Below are 19,613 nucleotides of genomic sequence, written 5' to 3'. Positions count from 1 at the left end.
TCAAGGGGTCACAGATGGACCACACGCCGCTGCTGGAGGGCATCCACCACGTCAAGCTGCCGGTCTCCGACCTGGAGAAGTCACTGGCCTGGTACTCGGACCACCTCGGCTACGTCCCCGTCATGCACTTCGTCGAGGAGGGCGTCCTGATGGGCATCGCCCTGGTGCACCCCAACGGAGGGCCGGGCTTCGCCATCAGACTCGACCCGGACAAGGCCGTCGCGGCGTCGGGGTTCGACTACTTCGCGATCGGCGTGCCCGGAGAGGACGCCATCAACGCGCTCGCGGCACACCTGGCCGCGCGGGGCGTCGCGCACAACGGTGTGATGCGCACGCAGGTCGGCTGGCTGTTGTCGGGCGTCAGCGACCCCGACGGGTACGACGTCCGCTTCTACACCGTGCCGCTGGAGATCCCGGAAGGCGCCGGGCCGATGGTGCGGGAGTCGTGAGAGAGGTGCTGCGCCAGGCCGTCGCTAGCCGGCACAGCACCTCGTTACTCATGCGTGCGGGCAGGTGTCCCGGTAGGCCGAGATGAGCGTGTTCGGCGCGGGTGCCGGACACAGGAACTGGTCGTAGCGCACGTCGTCGTCCACGAACCGCTTGAGCCACGACAGCGTGTACTTCCGCACCGTCACGTTGTCACTGCGAGGCGCCGAGTGGTCGCCACCGCGCAGTTCGAGGAACGCCTTGTCCGGCGCGGCCGTGATCGAGTTGTAGAACGGCGTCGAGTGCTGCGAGTTCGGCGCGGTGGGGTCGTTCTGGCCGCCGAGCACCAGGGTCGGCACCTGGACCGTCGACCAGTTCTTGGTCGTGTGCCAGCCGGCCATCGGGATCGAGGCCTGCAGGGCGGGACGGGTCGCGGAGGCGCGCAACGCTCCCCCGCCGCCCATGGAGTGCCCCATCACGGACAGGCGTGAGGCGTCGACGCGCGGGTTGGTGCGGACGACGTAGTCCAGCGCGGCCAGCAGCTGACGGCCGCGGCTGTCCGGGTCGTCGAAGCCGGACAGGGTGTTGATGGTGATCACCACGAACCCGTAGGACGCGAGCCGCGGACCGAAGTGCGCGACCGACGACTGGGTGGCGGTGAAGCCGGGTGAGACGGCGACAGCGCCGAACGTGAGATCACTGGTCGGGGTGTAGACCGTGCCGCCGCCGAAGTTCGACTGGCGGGCGACGGCCGCGGACGTGACGGCGAAGGTGCCGCGGGAGGCCTCGACCGAGGCCGCCGTGGGTGCGGGGCCGCGTTCGTAGGGGTTGGCCGCCGCGGTGGCGACGGCGGGGGCGGTGGCTGGGATCAGCGCCAGGACCAGCGCCGCAAGCACGGATTTGATGCGCACGACGGAGACACCTCGATTGGTTGCAGGGGAACCAAAAGCGACGGCGAGGCTCACGCTACCGCCCGGTAGCCCGGCAGGGATTCGGCCACTCGGATGGTTACAGGGACATTTCGACGGTGTTCGACTGGACGTCATCGAAATCGACCCGGTCACCCAGCGCAGCGGACCGGGACGTTGTCGTCCTGTCCAGTCACCGCAGCGGCGGTATGCCGCGAATCGGACGGCCCACGAGGGTGATCTCGTGCCCACTCGGAGACAGTTCCTCGTTCTGAGCTCCACAGCAGCACTCACCGGTCTGCTGTCCGAGACTCCCGCGTCCGCAGCCGAAACCGCGCAGCCGTACGCGTCCTACTGGCATCCCGCCACGATCCTGGACTGGGATCCCTCGACGGACCGGGACGCGCGGTACAACCGCAGCACCGTCCCGCTCGCGAGACGTGTCGTCCCGGCCAGACCGGCCAACGCGCACGCCCACCCGAACGAGGCCCGGGTGCAGGCTCTCGTGGCGTACGCGCCGACGAGCAACAATCCCGCCCAGGGCGCGCTCGACATGAACTACTACGCCACGAACTACTGGCAGTACATCGACGAACTCGTGTTCTGGGGCGGCAGCGCCTCCGAGGGCCTGATCCTCGCTCCCAACCCGACCGTCACCGACGCGGCGCACCGCAACGGCGTGCGGGTGATCGGCAACGTGTTCCTCCCGCCCACCGCGTACGGCGGCCAGATCCAGTGGGTCCGCGACTTCGTGAAGCGCGAGGGCGACAGGTTCCCCGTGGCGGACAAGATGATCCAGGTCGCTCACCACTACGGCTTCGACGGCTGGTTCCTCAACCAGGAGACCGCCGGCGGCAACACCCAGCTCGCGAACGACATGCGCGACTTCATCGTCTACATGAAGAAGTCCGGGCTGCGGGTCATCTGGTACGACGCGATGACCGACACCGGCAGCGTCAGCTGGCAGAACGCCCTGACCGCGCGCAACCGGACGTTCTTCGAGCAGTCCGACGAGATGTTCCTGAACTTCTGGTGGACCACGCAGGGCCTCGCGAACTCCGCCGCGCTGGCCCAGCAGATGGGCCGCAGCCCCTACGACCTGGCGTCCGGTGTGGACGTCGAGTCCAACGGCTACAACACCGGTGTCGGCTGGGCGAGCGTCTTCCCCGAGAACAGGCCGCACGTGACCTCGCTCGGCTTCTACCGTCCGGAGTGGACGTTCAAGTCGGCGACGAGCCCCGCCGACTTCTACACCCGCGACAACAGGTTCTGGGTCGGCCCGAACGGTGACCCCGCGAACACCACGACGACGGCGAGCTGGAAGGGCATAGCCCACTACATCACCGAGCTCACGCCGATCACGCAGCTCCCGTTCGTCACGAACTTCAACACCGGCCACGGCAGGAAGTTCGCGGTCAACGGCACGGTCCGGTCCACGCAGGCCTGGAACAACCTGTCGCTGCAGGACGTCCTGCCGACGTGGCGCTGGAGCGTCACCGGTACCGGCACCAAGGTCACCCCGTCGCTCGACTGGGACGACCCGTACGACGGCGGCACCGCGCTGAAGATCACCGGCACTCCCCAGTCCGCCAACGACGTCCGGCTGTTCGCGACGTCGCTGAAGCTCACCGGCGCCAGCCAGTTCGAGATCGTGCACCGCACCGGCACCGGCCCGTCCCGGCTGCAGGCGGTCCTGCGGTTCGGCGCCACCGAACGGGTCCTCGACCTCGGCGGCGTCAGCGGGGCGTGGCGGCGCAGCGTGTTCCCGCTCGGCGAGCACTCCGGCGCCACGCTCACGGAGATCTCGCTGCGGGTGCTGCCGGGAGCCGCGATCACCGCGTCCATCGGCCGGATCGGCGTCACGAACCCGGTGATGACTCCCCCGGCGAGCCCTGCGAACGTCCAGGTCGAGCAGGTGAGCCGCACCAATGCCACGACGGCGTCGGCACGGCTCACCTGGACGCGCTCACCCGGTGCGAGGCAGTACCGGGTCTACAAGTGGACCGGTTCCGAGCGGATCTTCCTCGGTGGCACGGCGAACGACGCGTACTTCGTGCCGGCGATCCCGCTGACCAGCGGCGAGACCGCACAGGTCGAGGTGGAAGCGGTCAGCGAGGCGTTCGACGTCTCGCCGCCCGCCCGCATCTCGATCACTGGTACACCCTGACGTAGTCCAGCACCATGTCCTGCGGCAGCTGCGTCCCGGCCCCCGGCGGGCCGGGCCAGTCGCCGCCCACCGCGTTGTTGATGATCAGGAAGAACGGGTGGTCGTACACCCACGGTCCGCGCGTGGTCTCCAGGACGTTGCGGTCGACGGTGAAGAAGCGGTTGCCGTCCACGCTGAACGTCATGTGGCTGGAGTCCCACTCCACCGCGAACGTCCGGAACGCGCTGGAAGCCGGTTGACCCAGCTCCAACGGCGAGCCGTACCCGCCCGCACCGAAGTACGCGGGCGCGTGCAGCGTCGAGTACACGCGGTTCGGTTCCTTGCCGACGTGCTCCATGATGTCGATCTCGCCGGTGTAGGGCCACGGCCTGCCCTGGTCGAAGAAGTCCGCGCCCAGCATCCAGAACGCCGGCCACAGCCCCTGCGTCGACGACACCTTAATCCGCGCTTCGACGCGGCCGTAGGTGAACTTGAACTTGCCGTAGGTGTTGAGCCGCGCGGACGTGTACTGGCAGGTCCCGCTGCCGCTCACCGGGTCCACCGGGCACGCGCTGCCGGGCGTCACCTCACGACGGGCCTGCAGCACCAGGTTGCCGTTGCCGTCGTGCCGGGCGTTGTTGTTGTTCGTGTAGTACTGCAGCTCGTTGTTCACGCCCGGCCCGGTCTCCGGCGTCCACTTCGAGGCGTCCGGCCCGGTGCCCGCGGGCGCGTTGAACTCGTCCGCCCACACCAGCCGGCCGGGGAACGACGGGTTCGGCGGCAGCGGCGGTGGCGTGACGGGAGCGCCGCCCGTGCCGTAGACCTGGAACTCCCACAACGAGTAGCCGTAGCCGTTCGACCTGGCCGTGCCGTACATCCGCACGTACCGGCCGGTGCCGCTGACCGTCAGCGTCTCCTTGAAGCCGCGGCCTGTGGTCGTCGAGTAGATCTGCCGCCAGTTCGCGTTGTCGTCGGACACCTCGAGCCGGTAGGCGGTGGCGAACGCCGGATCCCATTGCAGCACGACCTTCGAGATCTGGGCGGTGGCACCGAGGTCGACGGAGATCCAGCCGGGGTCGACCCAGCCGTTCACCGGGCTCGTCGCCCAGCGCGAGGCGGGATCGCGGTCGAACGCCCTGGCCGGTGAGCACTGCCAGCAGTTCCCGTCGTCCTGGAACGTCGACGCCGCACCGGACTTCCCGTACGACAGCAGGGTTTCCCCGCCGCCGCCGTCGCGCGTGCCGAACACCTGGAACTCCCACAACGAGTAACCCCACTGGGTCGCCCGCGCGGTGAGGTCGAGGCGCACGTACCGGCCGGTGCCGGTGACCGGAAGCGTCTCGGCGCCACCGGGCCCGGTCGTCGTTCGACGAAGTTCCTGCCAGTTCGTGCCGTCCGGCGAAATGCTCAGCGTGTAAGCCCGCGCACTCGCGGCCTCCCACGCCAGCACCACCTGGTCGACGCGCGCGGACGAGCCGAGGTCGATCTGGATCCACTGCGGGTCGCTGAACGTGCTCGACCAGCGGGTGCCGAGGTCACCGTCGACCGCCGCGGTGGCGGCGAAGGCGGCGTTCTCGCTGCTGGACGCGGTGACGGGACGGTTCTGCGAGATCAGCGGACCGGCGGCCGAAGCAGCGACCGGGACGATCAGGGAGGCCGCGACCAGCGCCGCGACCACCAGGGGAAATCTTCCGCGTTGAAGCCTTCCTGACATGGATGCTCCTGGGGCCGGAGAACGAGGGAGGACGGCGAGAGAGCGCTCTCTGCGACAGGAGTTCGGAACCGAGAGTCGGGGCACCGAACGCGTCCTGTCAAGAAAACCGGGACTTCTGAACGTTTCTTGCGGATTGACGGCCGATTACGACCTGCGCCATGCTCGATTGGCGTGAGAGCGCTCTCCCAATCCTGCTGCGGAGAGGAAAGCTTCAATGAGGAAGCCCTTGTTCCACATCGCCGCCGTCATCGGGCTGATAGCCACAGCACTCAGCATTCCCGTTGCGGCACAAGGAGAACCAGTCCGCGTGGCCGAGTTCCTCGCGGAGTGTCCGATCAGCCACCGGCTGGCGGACGACCCGATCGTCCTGCCGAACCTGGCGGGCGCGTCGCACTTCCACGACTTCTTCGGCAACCACTCGACGAACGCCCGCTCCACCCAGCAGTCGCTGGAGGGCCAGACCGGCAACTGCAACCCGGCCGCGGACATCTCCTCGTACTGGGTGCCGACGCTGTACCGGAACAACACGGCGATCGCACCGACCGGCGTCACCTTCTACTACCTCGGCGAAGGCGTGAACAACCCGGCGGCGATCCAGCCGACGCCGTACGGGTTGAAGATCGTCGCGGGCAACGCGAAAGCCACGGGTGATGCCGACAGCATCGCGCGCTGGTCCTGCCTGCACGCCGGACACGTCAACCCGTCCAAGAACTTCGTGACCTGCCCGGCGGGCACGATGCTCGAAACCTACCTGGACTTCCCGCAGTGCTGGGACGGCCGCAACCTCGACTCGGCCGACCACAAGTCCCACATGTCCTACCCGGTCGCGGGCGGCTGCCCGTCGAGCCACCCCGTCTCCGTGCCGAAGCTGCGCATGGTGCTGAGGTACCCGGTCAACGGCAGCACGGCCGGCCTGCGGCTCGCTTCCGGGACAGGGCAGACGATGCACGGTGACTTCTTCAACGTGTGGCCGCGCGCCGAGATGGAACGCCGCGTCCGCAACTGTCTCAACGTGGTGATCAAGTGCGACCACAACGGCAACCACGGATGACAGTGCTCCTGCTGGCAGGCCTTCTCGCGGCCTGCCAGCAGGCTCCACCCGTTCCCGTCCCGCAGCCGACGCCCCAGAACGGTTACGGCGCAACGGAACGAGCATTCGTCGAGCTGGCGATCGCCACCGACGAGCAGGCCCTCAAACTGCTCGACCTCACGGACTCCACCGAGCTCAAGGAGAACCGGAACCTCGAGCTCACCGAGTTGAGGAAGCTGCTCGACGCGCCGTACGTGAACAACCACGCCGGGCACGACATGCCGGGCATGCCGACGGACGCCGAGATCCAGCTCGCCTCGACCAGCCCGGACGCGCTGAAGCAGTTCGTGCACACCCACCTCACGGAGTCCCTCGAGGTCGTGAGGTCGGCGGGCTCCGCCATCACCCACCCGCCGACCGCCGAGGTGGTCAAGCTGATGGAACGCCACCGCACGGCGGAACTGGCGGCCGGGTGAAGCGCGTGACGCTGGAGGAGGTGGCTCGGGTGGCCGGAGTGTCGCGCGCGACCGCGTCGAGAGTGGTGAACGGCGCCTCCAGCGTCGACGAGTCGCTCCGGCACGCCGTGCAGAAGGCCATCTCCAGCACCGGTTACCTGCCGAACATCGCCGCCCGCTCCCTCGTCACGCGCCGGGCCGACGCGATCGGCCTGCTGCTGCCCGACGAACGCCGCATGGACGGCGACCCGCACCTCGCGAGCGTCGTCAGCGGTGTGACGAGGGTCGTGCGCCCGCTCGGCATCCACCTCGTGCTGATGATGACCGGGCCGGGCACCCGTGAGCAGGCGCTGAGCGACCTGCGCTGCGGACGCCTGGACGGCGTGATCCTCGTGCACACCGACCCGGCGGACCCGGTGCCGGGCCAGCTGATCGCGGCCGGGCTCCCCGTCGTGCTGGCCGGCCGTCCGCTCACACCGATGCCGATCACGTACGTCGACGTGAACCAGACGGCCGGTGCCGCACTGGCCGGGCGCCGCCTCAAGTCGTTGCAGTGCACCAGAATTGCGACGATCACCGGCCCGCAGGACACCGCGGCGGGCCAGGACCGGCTCGCCGGGTTCCTCGCCGAGGTGCCGGACGCCGTGGTGGTGCACGGCGACTTCACCCGGCAGTCCGGCATCGCCGCGATGGAGAGGCTGCTGCGCTGCTGCCCGAACGTCGACGGCGTGTTCATCGCGTCGGACCTGATGGCGAACGGCGCCATTCCCGTGCTGCACCGCAGCGGCCGCGAGGTCCCCGGAGACGTGGCCGTCGTCGGGTTCGACGACAGCAGTGCCGCGCTGACGTGCGAACCCGAGCTGACGACGGTCCGGCAGCCGATCAGCGACATGGCCGCGGAGATGGCCCGCCAGCTGCTGCGGCAGATCACCCAGCCGCGCTCCCCCGTCACGTCGGTGATGTTCGAACCGTCACTGGTGGTGCGGGACAGCGGCTGACTCAGGCGCTGCGCGGCCGGATCGGCATGTCCCGCGCGATCGCCCACGTGCCGGCCAGCGCGACCACGAACGACACCGCCAGCACCCCGTGCAGACCGGCCCCGATCAGGTCCGGGAGGCCGTCGAGGAACGGCAGGTTCCCCGAGCCCGGCATCTGCACCCGCGTCGCGACCACGAGCACCAGCGCGACCGGCAGGACGAAGATCCCGCCCGCGCCGAACCGGTCGAACGCCGCCGCGCAGAGCATGCCGACGGCGATCCACACCAGGTACATCAGCAGGTAGCCGAGCTGGGGAGCGTGCTCGTCGGCACGCCAGTCCATGAGCGAGTAGATCCCGCCCTCGACGAGGAACCCCAGCCACTCGGCCAGCGTCATCAGCAGCGCGAGCACGACCGAGAACCCTGACGCCGCACCGAGGAACTCACGGCGCGTGCGGCCGTGCGCGACGGCGATCGGCAGCATGTTGTGGATCGCGTGGACACCGATGAACAGCAGGAACCACGGCCCGACCTGGGACGCGACGACGTTCCACGCGCTGATCTCGACGTCGCGGAAGAGCGAGACGACGAACGTCAGCGCCACGACGAACGCGAACGCGCCGCCCGCGACCATCGCGCAGAACGCGCCGAGCGTCGTGGTCAGGTGGCGGAAGATCTTCACCGCTTGCCTCCGACCGGGTCCGTGAGGTGGACGAACAGGTCCTGCAACGCGATCGGACCGAGCTCCAGCCCGAGCTGACGGGCGCGGACGAGCTGCCCGTCGTCCAGCGCGCCGAAGACCATCGCGGCCTTGGTGCGGCCCAGCGACTTCTCGCCGAGCACGGTCAGCCCGGTGGTGAACTCGTCGACGTCGGAGGCGTTGCCGGTGACCTCGGTTCCGCGCGAGCGCAGCACGTCGGCCTCCTCCTGCAGCACCAGCCGGCCGGCGTCGATGATCAGCACCTCCTCCAGCAACGAGGACAGCTCCTCGATGAGGTGCGTGGAGAGGACGATCGTGCGCGGGTGCTCCATGAAGTCGTGCAGCAGCGTGTCGTAGAACGCGTACCGCGTCGGGGTGTCCATGCCGAGGTGCGACTCGTCGAGCATCGTCAGCGGCGAGCGGCTGGCGAGCCCGACCACGACGCCGAGCGCGGACCGCTGCCCCAGCGACAGTTCGCCGACCTTGGTCTTCAGCCCGATCTTGAACAGGTCCGCGAGCTCCAGCGCGTAGTCGTTGTCCCACGTGTCACGCCACGCGGCGCCGTACTCCAGGACGTACGAGACCTTGTCGCCCTTGTCCGCGGCGTCGGCGCTGTGGCGCACCAGGCAGACCTGGCGCATCACGGCGGCGTTCTCGAAGACCGGCGCGCCGTCCACCTGAACGGATCCTGAAGGCCTGCGGTACCCCGCGAGCGCCGACATCAGGCTGGTCTTGCCCGAGCCGTTGCGGCCGAGCAGACCGTAGATCTTGTTGCCCGACAACGAGAAGCTCATGTCGTCAATGGCGACCGTGTCGCCGTAGCGCACCGTTAAGCCCTGCACGTCGACCCGCATCACACGCCCCCGTTCTTCTCGTGCTGTTCGATCCTGCGGATGACCTCGGTGAGCGGAATGCCGATGGCTCGCGCCTCCGCGACCATCGGGTCCACGACCTCGCCGAAGAAGGTCTCCCGCCCCTGTGCCCGCAGCATGTCGCGAGCCTGCGCGCCCACGAACATCCCGATCCCCCTCTTCTTGTAGAGCACCTGCTCGTCCACGAGCTGTTGAAAGGCCTTCGCCGCGGTGGCCGGGTTGATCCGGTAGTAGGAGGCGTACTGGTTGGTCGACATGACCTGCTCGTCCGCCTTCAACGCCCCGCTGAGCACGTCCGCCTTGATCCGGTCGGCGATCTGCCGGTAGATCGGGCTCCGGTCGTCGAACATGGGCTACTTCCTTGGTTCGTTACTCATGTAATGAACCATAGCAGTGACGCGGTAGGATCGTCACGTGGTCGGGGTCGCGATCCTCTGCGCGGTGCTCGCGGCCGGGTGCAGCGCACTCGGCGCGATGTGGCAGCACGCCGGAGTGCGGGAGACCCCCGACCTGAAGCTGACCTCCGCGCACCGGCTCGTGCGGTCCCGCCGCTGGGTGCAGGGGTTCCTGGTGCTCTTCGCGTGCGCGGTGCTGCAGGTCGTCGCGCTGGCGCTGGCCCCGGTGTCGGTGGTCGCGCCGTTGAACGCGCTGGCCATCCCGATCATCGCGGTGTGCCGCGCCCGCCGGCTGACCGGACTGCTCGCCGTGGCGGTGCTGGTGGCGACGGCCGGGATCGTGGTGTTCGTGTCCATCACTGCGGGCGCAGCGGTGCCGACCGAGGTCTCGCCGAAGGTCGCGTTGCAGGCCGGGCAGCTCGTCGTCGCGGGCGTGCTGGTGTGCGTGGTCGCCGCGACGTTCACGGCGGGGGCGATCCGGGCGCTCGCCCTGGCGGTGGGCGCCGGTGTCGCCTACGGACTGGTCGCCGTGCTGGTCAGGGACGTCACGACGGCGTTGCCCGTGGTCGAGTGGGTGTCGCTGGGCGGGCTCGCGGTCGCGTTCCTGGCCGGGGCGTGGTTCATCCAGCTCGGCTACGCCGCCGGGCCGCCGGACCTCGTGGTGGCCGGGCAGACCGTGGTGAACCCGATCGTGGCGGCGTGGATCGGCATCAAGCTGCTCGGCGAGGGCACGGGCATGAGCGCGCTGTCGCAGGCCGGCCTGGTGATCAGCGCGGTGGCCGCGGTCTCGGGCACCGTCGTGCTGGCGTACTACCACCGGGTCAGGGTCGACGCCTGACCCGGCGGGCGGTCCTACTCGACCGCCTGGAGCCGCAACCCGGCGTGGTGCCGCGCGACCCGGCGCAGCACCGAGTCGAGGATCTCACCGGCGCGCACCGCCGTGTTCGACAGCAGCGACGACGTGAGGCCGTGCGTGTGCTCGGTGCCGCCCTGCAGGTAGATGCCGCCGCGCAGGCCGTCGCCCGTGACGACGCGGTAGTCGCGGGTCACCTTCAGGCGGCCGCTCTCGTCGCGTTCGCAGTGGCGGGCGAGGTCGCCGAGCAACCGGACCGGGTCCGCCGGCCGGTAGCCCGTCGCGAACACGATCACGTCGGCGTCGATCGGCAGCCGGCCGCCGTCCACGAGCGACTCGACGACGCACTTGCCGGCGGCTGTCACGTCGGTGAGCTTGGAGGTGTTGTGCAACAACAACCTCTGCCGTCCGACGACCTTCTCGCGGTACACCCGCCGGTAGAGCTCCTCGATCAGGTCTCCGTCGACCACGCCGTAGTTCGTGTTGGCGTGGTAGCCCAGGAGCCTGCGCTTGACCTCTTCGGGCGCGGAGTAGAAGTCGTCCACCGCGGCGGGGTCGAAGATCCGGTTCGCGAACGGGCTGTCGTCGGCGGGGCTGTAGCCGTACCGCGCGAAGACGCCGTGCACCTCGGCCCGCGGGAACCGGTCGTGGAAGAACGCCACCGCCTCGGCCGCGCTCTGCCCGGCACCGACCACGACGACCTGACGCGGGTCCTCCAGCGTGTCGACGCGGGTGAGGAGGTCTTTGTTGTGCCAGACGCGGTCGCTCGTCTCGATGCCGTCGGGCAGTGTGGCCTCGAGCCCGGTCGCGAGCACGAGGTTGCGCGCCTGGACCCGCTGGTCCCCTGCCGTGAACTCGAATCCCTCGTCGACGGCGGTGACCTCGGAGACCTCCGCGCCGTACGACACGTGGTGCCGGACCTTCTCCGCGGCCCACTCGAAGTAGTCGTGGAACTCCTTGCGCAGCGGGAAGAGGTTCTTGTGGTTGACGAAGTCCACCAACCGGCCGCGGTCGTGCAGGTGGCACAGGAAGCTGAAGCCACTGGCGGGATTGCGCAGCGTGACGAGGTCCTTGACGAACGAGACCTGCATGGTCGCGTCCTCGAGCAACATCCCCCGGTGCCAGCCGAACCGGGGCTGCCGTTCGAAGAAGCGGGCCCTGACCGGCAGGTCGTGTTCCTCCACGGCGATCGCGAGAGCGAGGTTGGACGGACCGAACCCTATTCCGGCCAGGTCTAACACCGGTTCCATCGCGATCCTCTCCTGGCACTCCACGTCGTAAAGTGACCCTAACTTAACTAAGGCATGCCTTAGCCAGTGCATCAGGGCGTGTTCTACGTCGCCGGGGCACCCAGCACGACGACACGGGCCTTCTTCCCCAGCAACGTGCTCGCGGTCAGCCCGAACATGTCGTGGAAGGCGTCGCTGAAGTGGCTGGGAGAGGCGAACCCGGCCTCCGCGGACGCCCTGGTGAGGTCCGCGCCTTCGGACGTGGCCGCCGCGACCCGCAGCATCCGCGCCCACAGCCGGTAGCGCCGGAAGCTCGTGCCCGCGTGCGCCGAGAAGAGGTGCAGGAACCGCGACGTCGACAGGCTGAGCTCGGCGGCCACCTGAGGCGCGCTCAGGCACGGGTGCGCTCGCAGGAGCCCGAGCGCGGCGCGGACCCGGTCGTCCGCGAGGTCCGGTTCCAGGTAGAGGAACACCATCCGCCCGTCCGAGACGAGCTGGTGGCGCGTCCTGGCCGGGATGAGGGCGCTGCGCACCTTCCGCTCGTCGTCGCCGATCCGCAGCACGAACGGCGCGTCCACCCCGAGCGCGAAGCAGTGCACGGAACCGAAGTGCGGGTCGAGGTCCAGCGACGGCCCCAGGTACGCGGCCTGGCCGGGCCAGATCCAGATCGTGGTCCGCTCCCGCGGGCAGCACGTTTCCGGAAGCGCGGCATCGGTCACGCGCCCGATGATTCCACGCGTGCAGAGGAGACGAACGAGGCTGGGGCAGGCGTTGCTGGTCGTGGCGGGCCTGGTCAACGTGGCGCCCGGCGCCGGCGCGCTGGCGCCCGAGTCGATGCGGCAGGCGTACGGAGTCGAGATCACCGGCGCGGATCTGGAGGTGGTGCTGCGGCACCGGGCGATCCTGCTGGCTCTCGTGGGCGTGCTGGCGGTCGTGTCGGCGTTCCGGCCCGCTCTGCGGCCCGCGGCGGTGACCGGCAACACGATCAGCATGGGCGCGTTCCTGCTCCTCGTGCTGACCACCCCGGAGGTGAACCAGCAGGTGGTCCGGGTGGCGCAGGTGGACGCGGTCGCGTTGCTCGTGCTGGCGGCGGGAACGGTGCTGGCACGCGAGACCGGGGAACGCGCATGAGGGTGGAACCGGCCCGGCCGCCGTGGGGGCGCAGAGATCCACGACGACCGAGCCGGAGATCGGGAACTACGCGCGGGACCTCGTGATCAGGTCCCGGAACCACCGCGCGCTCTGCTTCAGCGTGCGTTCCTGGGTCTCGTAGTCGACGCGGACGATGCCGAACCGCTTGCCGTAGCCGTAACCCCACTCGAAGTTGTCCATCAACGACCACGCGAGATAGCCGCGCACGTCCGCACCGGCCCGCACCGCGGCGGCGACGGCCCCGATGTGCGACTTCAGGTACTCGACGCGGTCGGTGTCGGCGACGTGGCCGTCCTCGACGTCGAGGTCGTCGAACGCCGCGCCGTTCTCGGTGATCACCATCGGCACGCCGTAGTCCTCGTGCAGGCGGACCAGCAGCGACGTGAAGCCCTCCGGCACGATCTCCCAGCCCATCGCGGTGACGGGACGGCCCTGCGGCACCACCTCGGACACGGCCGGGTCGTCGGTCGCCCTGTGGACGTGCGAGGTGTAGTAGTTCACGCCGAACACGTCCAGCGGCGTCGAGATGATCTCCAGGTCGCCTGCGAGCACCGGGATCTCGGCACCGCGTGCGGCGACATCGGCCAGCACGTCCTCCGGATAACGCCCGTGCACCAGCGGATCCAGGTAGATCCGGGTGCCCAGGCCGTCCGCTCGGCGGGCCGCGTCCACGTCACGCGGGTCGTCCGAGGCTGCCGAGTGGGTGCCCATGTTCAGCGTGATGCCCAACGACGACACGCCCCGGGAACGCAGCTCCCGCGCGGCCAGGCCGTGCCCCAGCAGCAGGTGGTGCGTGGCGCGCATGGCCTCCGCGAAGTTCGTGCGGCCCGGCGCGTGGCGGCCGGTGTCGTAGCCGAGCATCGCCGAGCACCACGGCTCGTTCAGCGTCGTCCACGTCGGCACCCGGTCGCCCAGCGCGTCGTGCACCAGGCCCGCGAACTCGGCGAAGCGGTAGGCGGTGTCGCGGTGCGGCCAGCCGCCCGCGTCCTCGAGCTCCTGCGGCAGGTCCCAGTGGTAGAGCGTGAGCCAGGGGTCGACGCCCTTCTCCAGCAGCTCGTCGACGAGCCGGGAGTAGAAGTCGACGCCCTTGGCGTTCACCGGACCGCGGCCGCCGGGCTGGATGCGCGGCCACGACACGGAGAAGCGGTACTTGTCGACGCCCAGGCCCGCGATCATCGCCACGTCCGCCGGCATGCGGTGGTAGTGGTCGCACGCCACGTCGCCGGTCTCACCGTTCTCGACGGCGCCGGGACGCCGGGAGAAGGTGTCCCAGATGGAGAGCGTCCGGCCGTCCTCGTCCCACGCGCCCTCGATCTGGTAAGCCGAAGTCGCCACGCCCCAGAAGAAATCACCGGGCAGCCCCGCGGTCACGTCAGACACGCACGTCCTCCAACCAGCACGCCACGCGGCGCTGCTCCTCGACGGCCTCCAGCGACGGCATCCGCTCCCCGCACACGTCCATCGCGGACGGGCAGCGCGGGTGGAACGGGCAGCCCGACGGCATCGAGCGCAGGTCCGGCGGCGAGCCCGGGATGCCCTTCAGCTCACGACGCGGGCCGCGCAGCGCCGGGAACGACGAGAGCAGGCCCTGGCTGTACGGGTGCTTGGCGGCGCGGTAGATCTCCCCCGCCGGTGCCTCCTCGACCACGCGCCCGCCGTACATGATCGCGATCCGGTCGGAGAACTCCACCAGCAGCGAGATGTCGTGGGTGATGAAGATGATCGAGAAACCGAGCGTCTCGCGCAGCCGCATCATCTGACCGAGGATCTGCCGCTGCACCACCACGTCCAGCGCGGTCGTCGGCTCGTCCATGATGACGATCTCGGGTTCCAGGGCGAGCGCCATCGCGATCATCACGCGCTGCCGCATGCCGCCGGACAGCTGGTGGGGGTACGCCCCGAGCCGGTCGGCCGGGATGCCCACCAGGCCCAGCAGCTCTCGGGCGCGGGCGGTGCGTTCCGGCTTCTTCATCTCCGGCCGGTGGGTGCGCAGGACGTCGTCGAGCTGCGTGGCGACCGAGATGACCGGGTTGAGGGCGTTCATCGCACCCTGGAACACGATGGAGATCTCGCTCCACCGCAGCACCTGCAGCTCCTTCTCGCTGAGCGACAGCAGGTCCCTGCCCTTGAACAAAACCTCACCCGACGGCACGTGCCCCGGCGGTTGCAACAGCCGCGTGGCCGCGTACGCCAGAGTGGACTTGCCGCTGCCCGACTCGCCGGCCAGGCCGAGCACCTCGCCCCGGTTGAGCGACAGCGAGACGTTGTGCACGGCACGCAACGTGCCGTAGTCCACCGAGAGATCGCGGATCTCCAGCACCGGGCTCATGCGCGCACCTTCCGCAGCCGGGGATTCGCGTACTCGTCGATCCCGAAGTTGATCAGCGCCAGCGCCGTGCCCAGCAGCGCGATGCACAGGCCGGCGGGGACGAACCACCACCACGCGCCCAGGCCGAGCGCCTGGTTGCTCTGAGCCCAGAACAGGATCGTGCCCCAGTTCCAGGTCGACAGCGAGATGACGCCGACGAACGACAGGGTGATCTGCAGCATGACCGCGAAGATCACCGTGCCGACGAAGCCGGAGCCGATGACGGCCAGCAGGTTCGGCAGGACCTCGAACACGATGATGCGCCAGGTGCGTTCACCGGACGCCCGCGCGGCCTCCACGAAGTCCCTGCGCCGCAACGACATCGTCTGCGCGCGCAGGATCCGGGCCCCCCACGCCCACGCGGTCAGCGAGATCACCGCCGCGATCAGCACGGTGTCCGCCGAGGGCAGCATCGACGCCACGATGATGATCAGCGGCAGCGCGGGGATCACCAGGAAGACGTTGGACAGCATGGACAACGCCTCGTCGGCCGCGCCGCCGAGGAACCCGGCCGTGACGCCGACGAGGATCGACAGGAACGTCGCGAGCACACCGCAGACGAGCCCGACGACCATCACTCCCCTGGTGCCCACGAGCACCTGGGAGAAGATGTCCTGCCCGGTCATGGTCGTGCCGAACCAGTGCGCACCGGACGGCGGCGACAGCAGGTCGTCGCTCATCGCGGACGGGTCGTACGGCGCGATCCACTCGCCGATCACCGCGATCAGCGTGAAGAAGGCCAGGATGCCCAGGCCCAGCTTGGTCTTGAAGTTCATCGTCAGCCCTCCTTCCGGGTGCGCGGGTCCAGCAGCAGGTAGCCGATGTCCGCGAGCAGGTTCGCCACCAGCACGGCCAGCGTGATCACGAGGAACACGCCCTGCATCAACGGGTAGTCCTTGCCGCCGATGCCCTGGAACAGCACGTAGCCGAGGCCCGGGTAGGAGAACACCATCTCGACCAGTAGGGCGCCGCCGACGATGAAGCCCAGCGACAGCGCGAAACCCGAGATCGACGGCAGCACGGCGTTGCGCGCCGCATAGGCGAACATGATCCGCTTCTGGGTGAGGCCCTTGGCCCGCGCGACGAGCACGTAGTCCTCGGCCGTCACGGTCACCATCATGTTGCGCATGCCGAGGATCCAGCCGGCCACCGAGCTCACGACGATCGTGACGCCGGGCAGCACCGCGTGCTCCAGCACGCTGCCGATGAACTCGCCGGAGAACTCCGGCACCAGCCCCGGCGCGTAGCCACCGGACGCCGGCAGCAGCGGCCAGGTCACGGAGAACAGCGAGATCGCGATCAGCCCGAGCCAGAAGTACGGGATCGACGACAGGAACGTCGTGACCGGGATGAGGTTGTCCATCCACGAGCCGCGCTTCCAGCCCGCGTAGACGCCCAGCAGCGTGCCGAGGACGAACGCGATGACCGTGGTGACACCGACGAGACCGAGCGTCCACGGCATCGACTGCGCGAGCACGTCCGCGACCGGGGTCGGGAAGAACGTGAACGACAGCCCGAGATCGCCCCGGAAGAGCGAGCCCCAGTAGTCGACGTACTGCTCCCAGATCGACTTGTTGTCGTCGAGTCCGAAGAGCACGTACAGGGACGCCATCGCGTCGCTGTTGAGCCGGCCACCGAGCTTGGTGATCATGGCCTGCACCGGGTCGCCCGGAAGCAGGCGCGGCAGCAGGAAGTTCACCGTGATGGCCGCCCACAGGGTCACCAAGTAGAACAGCGCACGGCGGAGCAGGAACGTCATGCCGCCGCCTCCGCGTACAACCAGCAGGCCGCCCAGTGCCCGTAGGAGTCGACCTCGGTGCGCGGGGGCGCCTCGGTCCAGCACCGCGTCTGCACCTTGGGGCAGCGCGGCGCGAACGGGCAGCCGGTCGAGACCTGCGCGGCCTCCTCCAGCGGCGCGTCCAGCGCGACGACGGCCCGTTCGGGGTCGGGCGCGGACTCGATGAGCAGCTGCGTGTACGGGTGGGCGGGCCGCTGCGTCACGGACTCGCTCTCGCCGCCCTCGACGATCTGCCCGCCGTACATCACGAACGTCTCGTCCGCGAAGTAGCGCGCCGACGCGATGTCGTGCGTGATGTAGAGGACCGCGAGCTTGAGCCGTTCCTTGAGGTCCAGCAACAGGTTCAGCACGCCGAGCCGGATGGAGACGTCCAGCATGGACACCGGTTCGTCGGCGAGCAGCACCTCGGGGTTCGCGGCGAGCGCGCGGGCGATCGCGACGCGCTGCCGCTGACCACCGGAGAGCTCGTGCGGGTACCGCGAGGCGAAGTCGGCGGGCAGGTTCACCCGCTGCAACAGCTCCTCCACCGTCTCCGGCCGCTTGTGGATCTTCAGCGGCCGGGTCAGGTGGTAGCGGATCGTGTGGATCGGGTTGAGCGATGCGAAGGGGTCCTGGAACACCATCTGGACCTTGCGCCGGTACTCCCGGACCCTCCGCACCTTCTCGCCGTCCAGCAGGATCTCGCCGGAGGTGGGTTCCACGAGCCGCGCGAGCAGCTTCGCCACCGTCGACTTGCCTGATCCGGATTCGCCGACGAGGGCGGTCACGCGCCCGCGGCGCAGGACGATGGAGACGTCCTGCACCGCGCGCACGCGCTTGTAGGTCTTGACCAGACCTTTCGCTTCAAGCGCGACTTCGTTCATCTAGGATCCCGCGGGCTTCAGCTTCATGACGATCTGGAGGGCGTTGGGCAGGGTCGCCTGCGGCGGACCGTACGGGTCCTCCTCGGACGGCCAGCCGACCCAGTTCTTCGTGCTGTACTCCGCGCCGATCGGGCCGGCGGAGGTCGGGATCATGGGGACCTGCTCGACCATGATCTTCTGCAGCACCGCGAGGGCCTTGGCCCGCGCCGCGTCGTCGGCCGCGTTCGCGTACTCGGCCAGCGCCGTGGTGGCCTCGGGGTTGTTGTAGCGGCCGAAGTTCACCGCCGCCGTCTGCCCCATCGGCTTGATCTCCGCGCCGTCCATGATGTTCTGGTACATCTCGTACGGCGTGGCACCGGTGTTGGTCCAGCGCAGCGAGCCCTGGAACGAGCCGTTCGCGAAGTCGGTCGTCCACGCGTCCGCGGTCTGCGTGCGCACGGTCGCCTCGATGCCGATCTTCTTCAGGTCGCCCTTGATGATGTCGAGGACCGTCAGGTAGTCCGACCAGCCGGACGGGTTCGTGAGCTCGATCGTGACCGGCTTGCCGTCCGGCGCCTGGAGCACGTCGCCCGCGTACTTGAAGCCTGCGGCGGTGAGCTTCTGCTTCGCGCCGTCGACGTCGATCTTGAACTTCGCGTCCTTGTACTCCGGTGCGAGGAACGAGTCACCGGCGGGCAACGGCATGCCGGTCTTCGACTCGAGCTTCGGGAAGAGGCGGGCCTCACCCTTGACGAAGATCGCCTCGCGGTCGATCACGTCGCTCATCGCGGAGCGCAGCGCGGCGTTGTCGAACGGCGCGACCGTCGTGTTCAGCCACAGGCCGTGGATGCCCAGACCGGCCGGGAACCAGAGCTTGTGGTTCGCCGGGTCCTTGTCGACGTAGAGCTTCTGGTAGTCCGGGATGAAGACGTAGGACCACTGGCTCGCACCCGACGCCAGCGCGGTGGTCTGCGCCGTGTTGTCGTTGTACGAGGTGTACTGGATCTCCGGGACCTTGGGCAGTTCCTGCCAGTACTCCGCGCGCCGCGCGATCGTGACGGTCTGCGAGGTGAACGACTTCAGCTCGTACGGACCGGTGCCGACGGGCTTCGGGTTCGTGTAGGTCGTCGGGTCCTGAATGGTGCTCCACACGTGCTGCGGGATCACCATCGCGCTGATGACCTTGTTGCGGTTCACGAACTGCGGGCTCGCGAACGAGACCTCGACCTTGCCGTCGGCCGTGGCCGTGGCGGTCTCGACCTTGAGCGAGTCGCGGTTGTTGAGCGCGGGCCACTTCTTCAGGATCTCGTACGAGAAGGCGACGTCCGCGGCCGTGAGCGGCTTGCCGTCGGACCACTTCACGTTCTCCCGGATCGTGAAGGTGACCTTCTTGAAGTCCGGCGTCCAGTCCCACTTCGTCGCGAGCCACGGCACCGGGTCCTGGGCCGGGCGCGTGTTGTTCACGAACGCCAGCGGCTCGTAGATCTGGTAGCGGTAGCCGAGCGAGCCCGCCGCCGACGTGGGCAGGAACGGGTTGTGGTTCTCGGTCAGCGGCCCGTTGGGCATGCCCACGGTCAACACGCCGGCGGCCTTGGTGGCACCGCCGGAGGAGCAACCTGTCGCCGCGAGCGCCAGTGCAAGCGCGACGATGATTGTTCTGCGCATGGGGGAATCTCCCGATACGACCAAGCATGAGAGCGCTCTCTCATGCGTACGGCGAACTCGCCAGACGGCATGCGGTCGTCTGG

At 69.0% G+C, this 19,613-nt stretch carries 20 protein-coding genes; 7 read left to right on the top strand and 13 right to left on the bottom strand.

From position 1 onward, the window contains the following. The first annotated feature begins 14 nt into the window (after positions 1-14). Entirely contained in the window at positions 15-449 is a 435-nt protein-coding gene (locus ACWF7A_RS30850; RefSeq protein ID WP_452254011.1) for a VOC family protein, read from the top strand. A 48-nt stretch (positions 450-497) separates the two neighbouring features. On the opposite strand, the gene ACWF7A_RS30845 is transcribed toward ACWF7A_RS30850, so the two are convergent. Further along, complete coding sequence (locus ACWF7A_RS30845) at positions 498-1,337, bottom strand: dienelactone hydrolase family protein (RefSeq protein ID WP_452254010.1); 840 nt, start codon at positions 1,335-1,337, stop codon at positions 498-500. Between the two features lie 241 nt (positions 1,338-1,578). Here ACWF7A_RS30845 and ACWF7A_RS30840 point away from each other — a divergent pair, with 241 nt between their 5' ends. Next, positions 1,579-3,501, top strand: coding sequence for an endo-beta-N-acetylglucosaminidase (locus tag ACWF7A_RS30840; RefSeq protein WP_452254009.1), 1,923 nt, complete (start codon positions 1,579-1,581; stop codon positions 3,499-3,501). On the opposite strand, the gene ACWF7A_RS30835 is transcribed toward ACWF7A_RS30840, so the two are convergent. Next, on the bottom strand, positions 3,485-5,194 hold the full coding sequence (locus ACWF7A_RS30835) for a discoidin domain-containing protein (RefSeq protein ID WP_452254008.1): 1,710 nt from the start codon (positions 5,192-5,194) through the stop codon (positions 3,485-3,487). The two genes, ACWF7A_RS30840 and ACWF7A_RS30835, sit on opposite strands and share 17 nt — an antisense overlap. 214 nt (positions 5,195-5,408) lie before the next feature. Here ACWF7A_RS30835 and ACWF7A_RS30830 point away from each other — a divergent pair, with 214 nt between their 5' ends. The 3 genes from ACWF7A_RS30830 to ACWF7A_RS30820 are packed head-to-tail and all read left to right on the top strand — an operon-like array spanning position 5,409 to position 7,677. After that, positions 5,409-6,245, top strand: a complete 837-nt coding sequence (locus tag ACWF7A_RS30830; protein WP_452254007.1) for a DUF1996 domain-containing protein — start codon at positions 5,409-5,411, stop codon at positions 6,243-6,245. After that, positions 6,242-6,700 carry a hypothetical protein gene (locus ACWF7A_RS30825; RefSeq protein WP_452254006.1) on the top strand — a complete coding sequence of 153 codons (459 nt, stop codon included), beginning with the start codon at positions 6,242-6,244 and terminating at the stop codon, positions 6,698-6,700. The genes ACWF7A_RS30830 and ACWF7A_RS30825 overlap by 4 nt, the downstream gene beginning before the upstream one ends. 5 nt (positions 6,701-6,705) lie before the next feature. Beyond that, complete coding sequence (locus tag ACWF7A_RS30820; protein ID WP_452254005.1) at positions 6,706-7,677, top strand: LacI family DNA-binding transcriptional regulator; 972 nt, start codon at positions 6,706-6,708, stop codon at positions 7,675-7,677. 1 nt (position 7,678) lies between these two features. On the opposite strand, the gene ACWF7A_RS30815 is transcribed toward ACWF7A_RS30820, so the two are convergent. The 3 genes from ACWF7A_RS30815 to ACWF7A_RS30805 are packed head-to-tail and all read right to left on the bottom strand — an operon-like array spanning position 7,679 to position 9,578. After that, on the bottom strand, positions 7,679-8,338 hold the full coding sequence (locus ACWF7A_RS30815) for a hypothetical protein (protein WP_452254004.1): 660 nt from the start codon (positions 8,336-8,338) through the stop codon (positions 7,679-7,681). Continuing rightward, positions 8,335-9,210: an ATP-binding cassette domain-containing protein gene (locus ACWF7A_RS30810; RefSeq protein ID WP_452254003.1), complete on the bottom strand. Its 876-nt coding sequence runs from the start codon at positions 9,208-9,210 to the stop codon at positions 8,335-8,337. The genes ACWF7A_RS30815 and ACWF7A_RS30810 overlap by 4 nt, the downstream gene beginning before the upstream one ends. Then, positions 9,210-9,578 (bottom strand): GntR family transcriptional regulator, encoded by a 369-nt coding sequence (locus ACWF7A_RS30805; protein ID WP_452254002.1) that lies wholly within the window; start codon positions 9,576-9,578, stop codon positions 9,210-9,212. The genes ACWF7A_RS30810 and ACWF7A_RS30805 overlap by 1 nt, the downstream gene beginning before the upstream one ends. Positions 9,579-9,642: 64 nt before the next feature. On the opposite strand from ACWF7A_RS30805, the gene ACWF7A_RS30800 reads away from it, so the two are divergent. After that, positions 9,643-10,461 carry a hypothetical protein gene (locus ACWF7A_RS30800; RefSeq protein ID WP_452254001.1) on the top strand — a complete coding sequence of 273 codons (819 nt, stop codon included), beginning with the start codon at positions 9,643-9,645 and terminating at the stop codon, positions 10,459-10,461. A gap of 14 nt (positions 10,462-10,475) precedes the next feature. Here ACWF7A_RS30800 and ACWF7A_RS30795 read toward each other — a convergent pair whose 3' ends face one another. Beyond that, positions 10,476-11,726, bottom strand: coding sequence for a lysine N(6)-hydroxylase/L-ornithine N(5)-oxygenase family protein (locus ACWF7A_RS30795; RefSeq protein WP_452254000.1), 1,251 nt, complete (start codon positions 11,724-11,726; stop codon positions 10,476-10,478). 83 nt (positions 11,727-11,809) lie between these two features. Then, positions 11,810-12,424 carry a helix-turn-helix domain-containing protein gene (locus tag ACWF7A_RS30790; RefSeq protein WP_452253999.1) on the bottom strand — a complete coding sequence of 205 codons (615 nt, stop codon included), beginning with the start codon at positions 12,422-12,424 and terminating at the stop codon, positions 11,810-11,812. 19 nt (positions 12,425-12,443) lie between these two features. Between ACWF7A_RS30790 and ACWF7A_RS30785 the strand changes: the two genes are divergently transcribed. Beyond that, complete coding sequence (locus tag ACWF7A_RS30785) at positions 12,444-12,836, top strand: hypothetical protein (protein ID WP_452253998.1); 393 nt, start codon at positions 12,444-12,446, stop codon at positions 12,834-12,836. Positions 12,837-12,902: 66 nt separating this feature from the next. Here the strand turns inward: ACWF7A_RS30785 and ACWF7A_RS30780 are convergent, their stop codons facing one another. Genes ACWF7A_RS30780 through ACWF7A_RS30755 form a run of 6 tightly spaced genes read right to left on the bottom strand, consistent with a single transcriptional unit; the run spans position 12,903 to position 19,530 of the window. Continuing rightward, positions 12,903-14,237: a GH1 family beta-glucosidase gene (locus ACWF7A_RS30780; RefSeq protein WP_452253997.1), complete on the bottom strand. Its 1,335-nt coding sequence runs from the start codon at positions 14,235-14,237 to the stop codon at positions 12,903-12,905. Beyond that, on the bottom strand, positions 14,230-15,186 hold the full coding sequence (locus ACWF7A_RS30775; RefSeq protein WP_452253996.1) for an ABC transporter ATP-binding protein: 957 nt from the start codon (positions 15,184-15,186) through the stop codon (positions 14,230-14,232). The genes ACWF7A_RS30780 and ACWF7A_RS30775 overlap by 8 nt, the downstream gene beginning before the upstream one ends. Continuing rightward, complete coding sequence (locus ACWF7A_RS30770; RefSeq protein WP_439659934.1) at positions 15,183-16,001, bottom strand: ABC transporter permease subunit; 819 nt, start codon at positions 15,999-16,001, stop codon at positions 15,183-15,185. The genes ACWF7A_RS30775 and ACWF7A_RS30770 overlap by 4 nt, the downstream gene beginning before the upstream one ends. A 2-nt stretch (positions 16,002-16,003) precedes the next feature. After that, complete coding sequence (locus ACWF7A_RS30765) at positions 16,004-16,984, bottom strand: ABC transporter permease (RefSeq protein WP_452253995.1); 981 nt, start codon at positions 16,982-16,984, stop codon at positions 16,004-16,006. After that, on the bottom strand, positions 16,981-17,886 hold the full coding sequence (locus ACWF7A_RS30760; RefSeq protein WP_452253994.1) for an ABC transporter ATP-binding protein: 906 nt from the start codon (positions 17,884-17,886) through the stop codon (positions 16,981-16,983). Before ACWF7A_RS30760 ends, ACWF7A_RS30765 begins: the two co-directional genes overlap by 4 nt. Beyond that, positions 17,887-19,530: an ABC transporter substrate-binding protein gene (locus ACWF7A_RS30755; protein WP_452253993.1), complete on the bottom strand. Its 1,644-nt coding sequence runs from the start codon at positions 19,528-19,530 to the stop codon at positions 17,887-17,889. It abuts the gene before it with no gap. Between the last annotated feature and the right edge of the window lie 83 nt (positions 19,531-19,613).

The organism is Lentzea sp. NPDC055074 (genome assembly GCF_053608005.1).
Note: the sequence above shows the minus strand (reverse complement) of the source record. Positions and strands in the feature narration are given on the sequence as shown.

Excerpts from the sequence above, each read along its gene's own strand:
- ACWF7A_RS30850 (WP_452254011.1), top strand. The coding sequence starts at position 15 with ATGGACCACACGCCGCTGCTGGAGGGCATCCACCACGTCAAGCTGCCG.
- ACWF7A_RS30835 (WP_452254008.1), bottom strand. The coding sequence starts at position 5,194 with ATGTCAGGAAGGCTTCAACGCGGAAGATTTCCCCTGGTGGTCGCGGCG.
- ACWF7A_RS30830 (WP_452254007.1), top strand. The coding sequence starts at position 5,409 with ATGAGGAAGCCCTTGTTCCACATCGCCGCCGTCATCGGGCTGATAGCC.
- ACWF7A_RS30825 (WP_452254006.1), top strand. The coding sequence starts at position 6,242 with ATGACAGTGCTCCTGCTGGCAGGCCTTCTCGCGGCCTGCCAGCAGGCT.
- ACWF7A_RS30810 (WP_452254003.1), bottom strand. The coding sequence starts at position 9,210 with ATGCGGGTCGACGTGCAGGGCTTAACGGTGCGCTACGGCGACACGGTC.
- ACWF7A_RS30805 (WP_452254002.1), bottom strand. The coding sequence starts at position 9,578 with ATGTTCGACGACCGGAGCCCGATCTACCGGCAGATCGCCGACCGGATC.
- ACWF7A_RS30795 (WP_452254000.1), bottom strand. The coding sequence starts at position 11,726 with ATGGAACCGGTGTTAGACCTGGCCGGAATAGGGTTCGGTCCGTCCAAC.
- ACWF7A_RS30775 (WP_452253996.1), bottom strand. The coding sequence starts at position 15,186 with ATGAGCCCGGTGCTGGAGATCCGCGATCTCTCGGTGGACTACGGCACG.
- ACWF7A_RS30770 (WP_439659934.1), bottom strand. The coding sequence starts at position 16,001 with ATGAACTTCAAGACCAAGCTGGGCCTGGGCATCCTGGCCTTCTTCACG.
- ACWF7A_RS30765 (WP_452253995.1), bottom strand. The coding sequence starts at position 16,984 with ATGACGTTCCTGCTCCGCCGTGCGCTGTTCTACTTGGTGACCCTGTGG.
- ACWF7A_RS30760 (WP_452253994.1), bottom strand. The coding sequence starts at position 17,886 with ATGAACGAAGTCGCGCTTGAAGCGAAAGGTCTGGTCAAGACCTACAAG.
- ACWF7A_RS30755 (WP_452253993.1), bottom strand. The coding sequence starts at position 19,530 with ATGCGCAGAACAATCATCGTCGCGCTTGCACTGGCGCTCGCGGCGACA.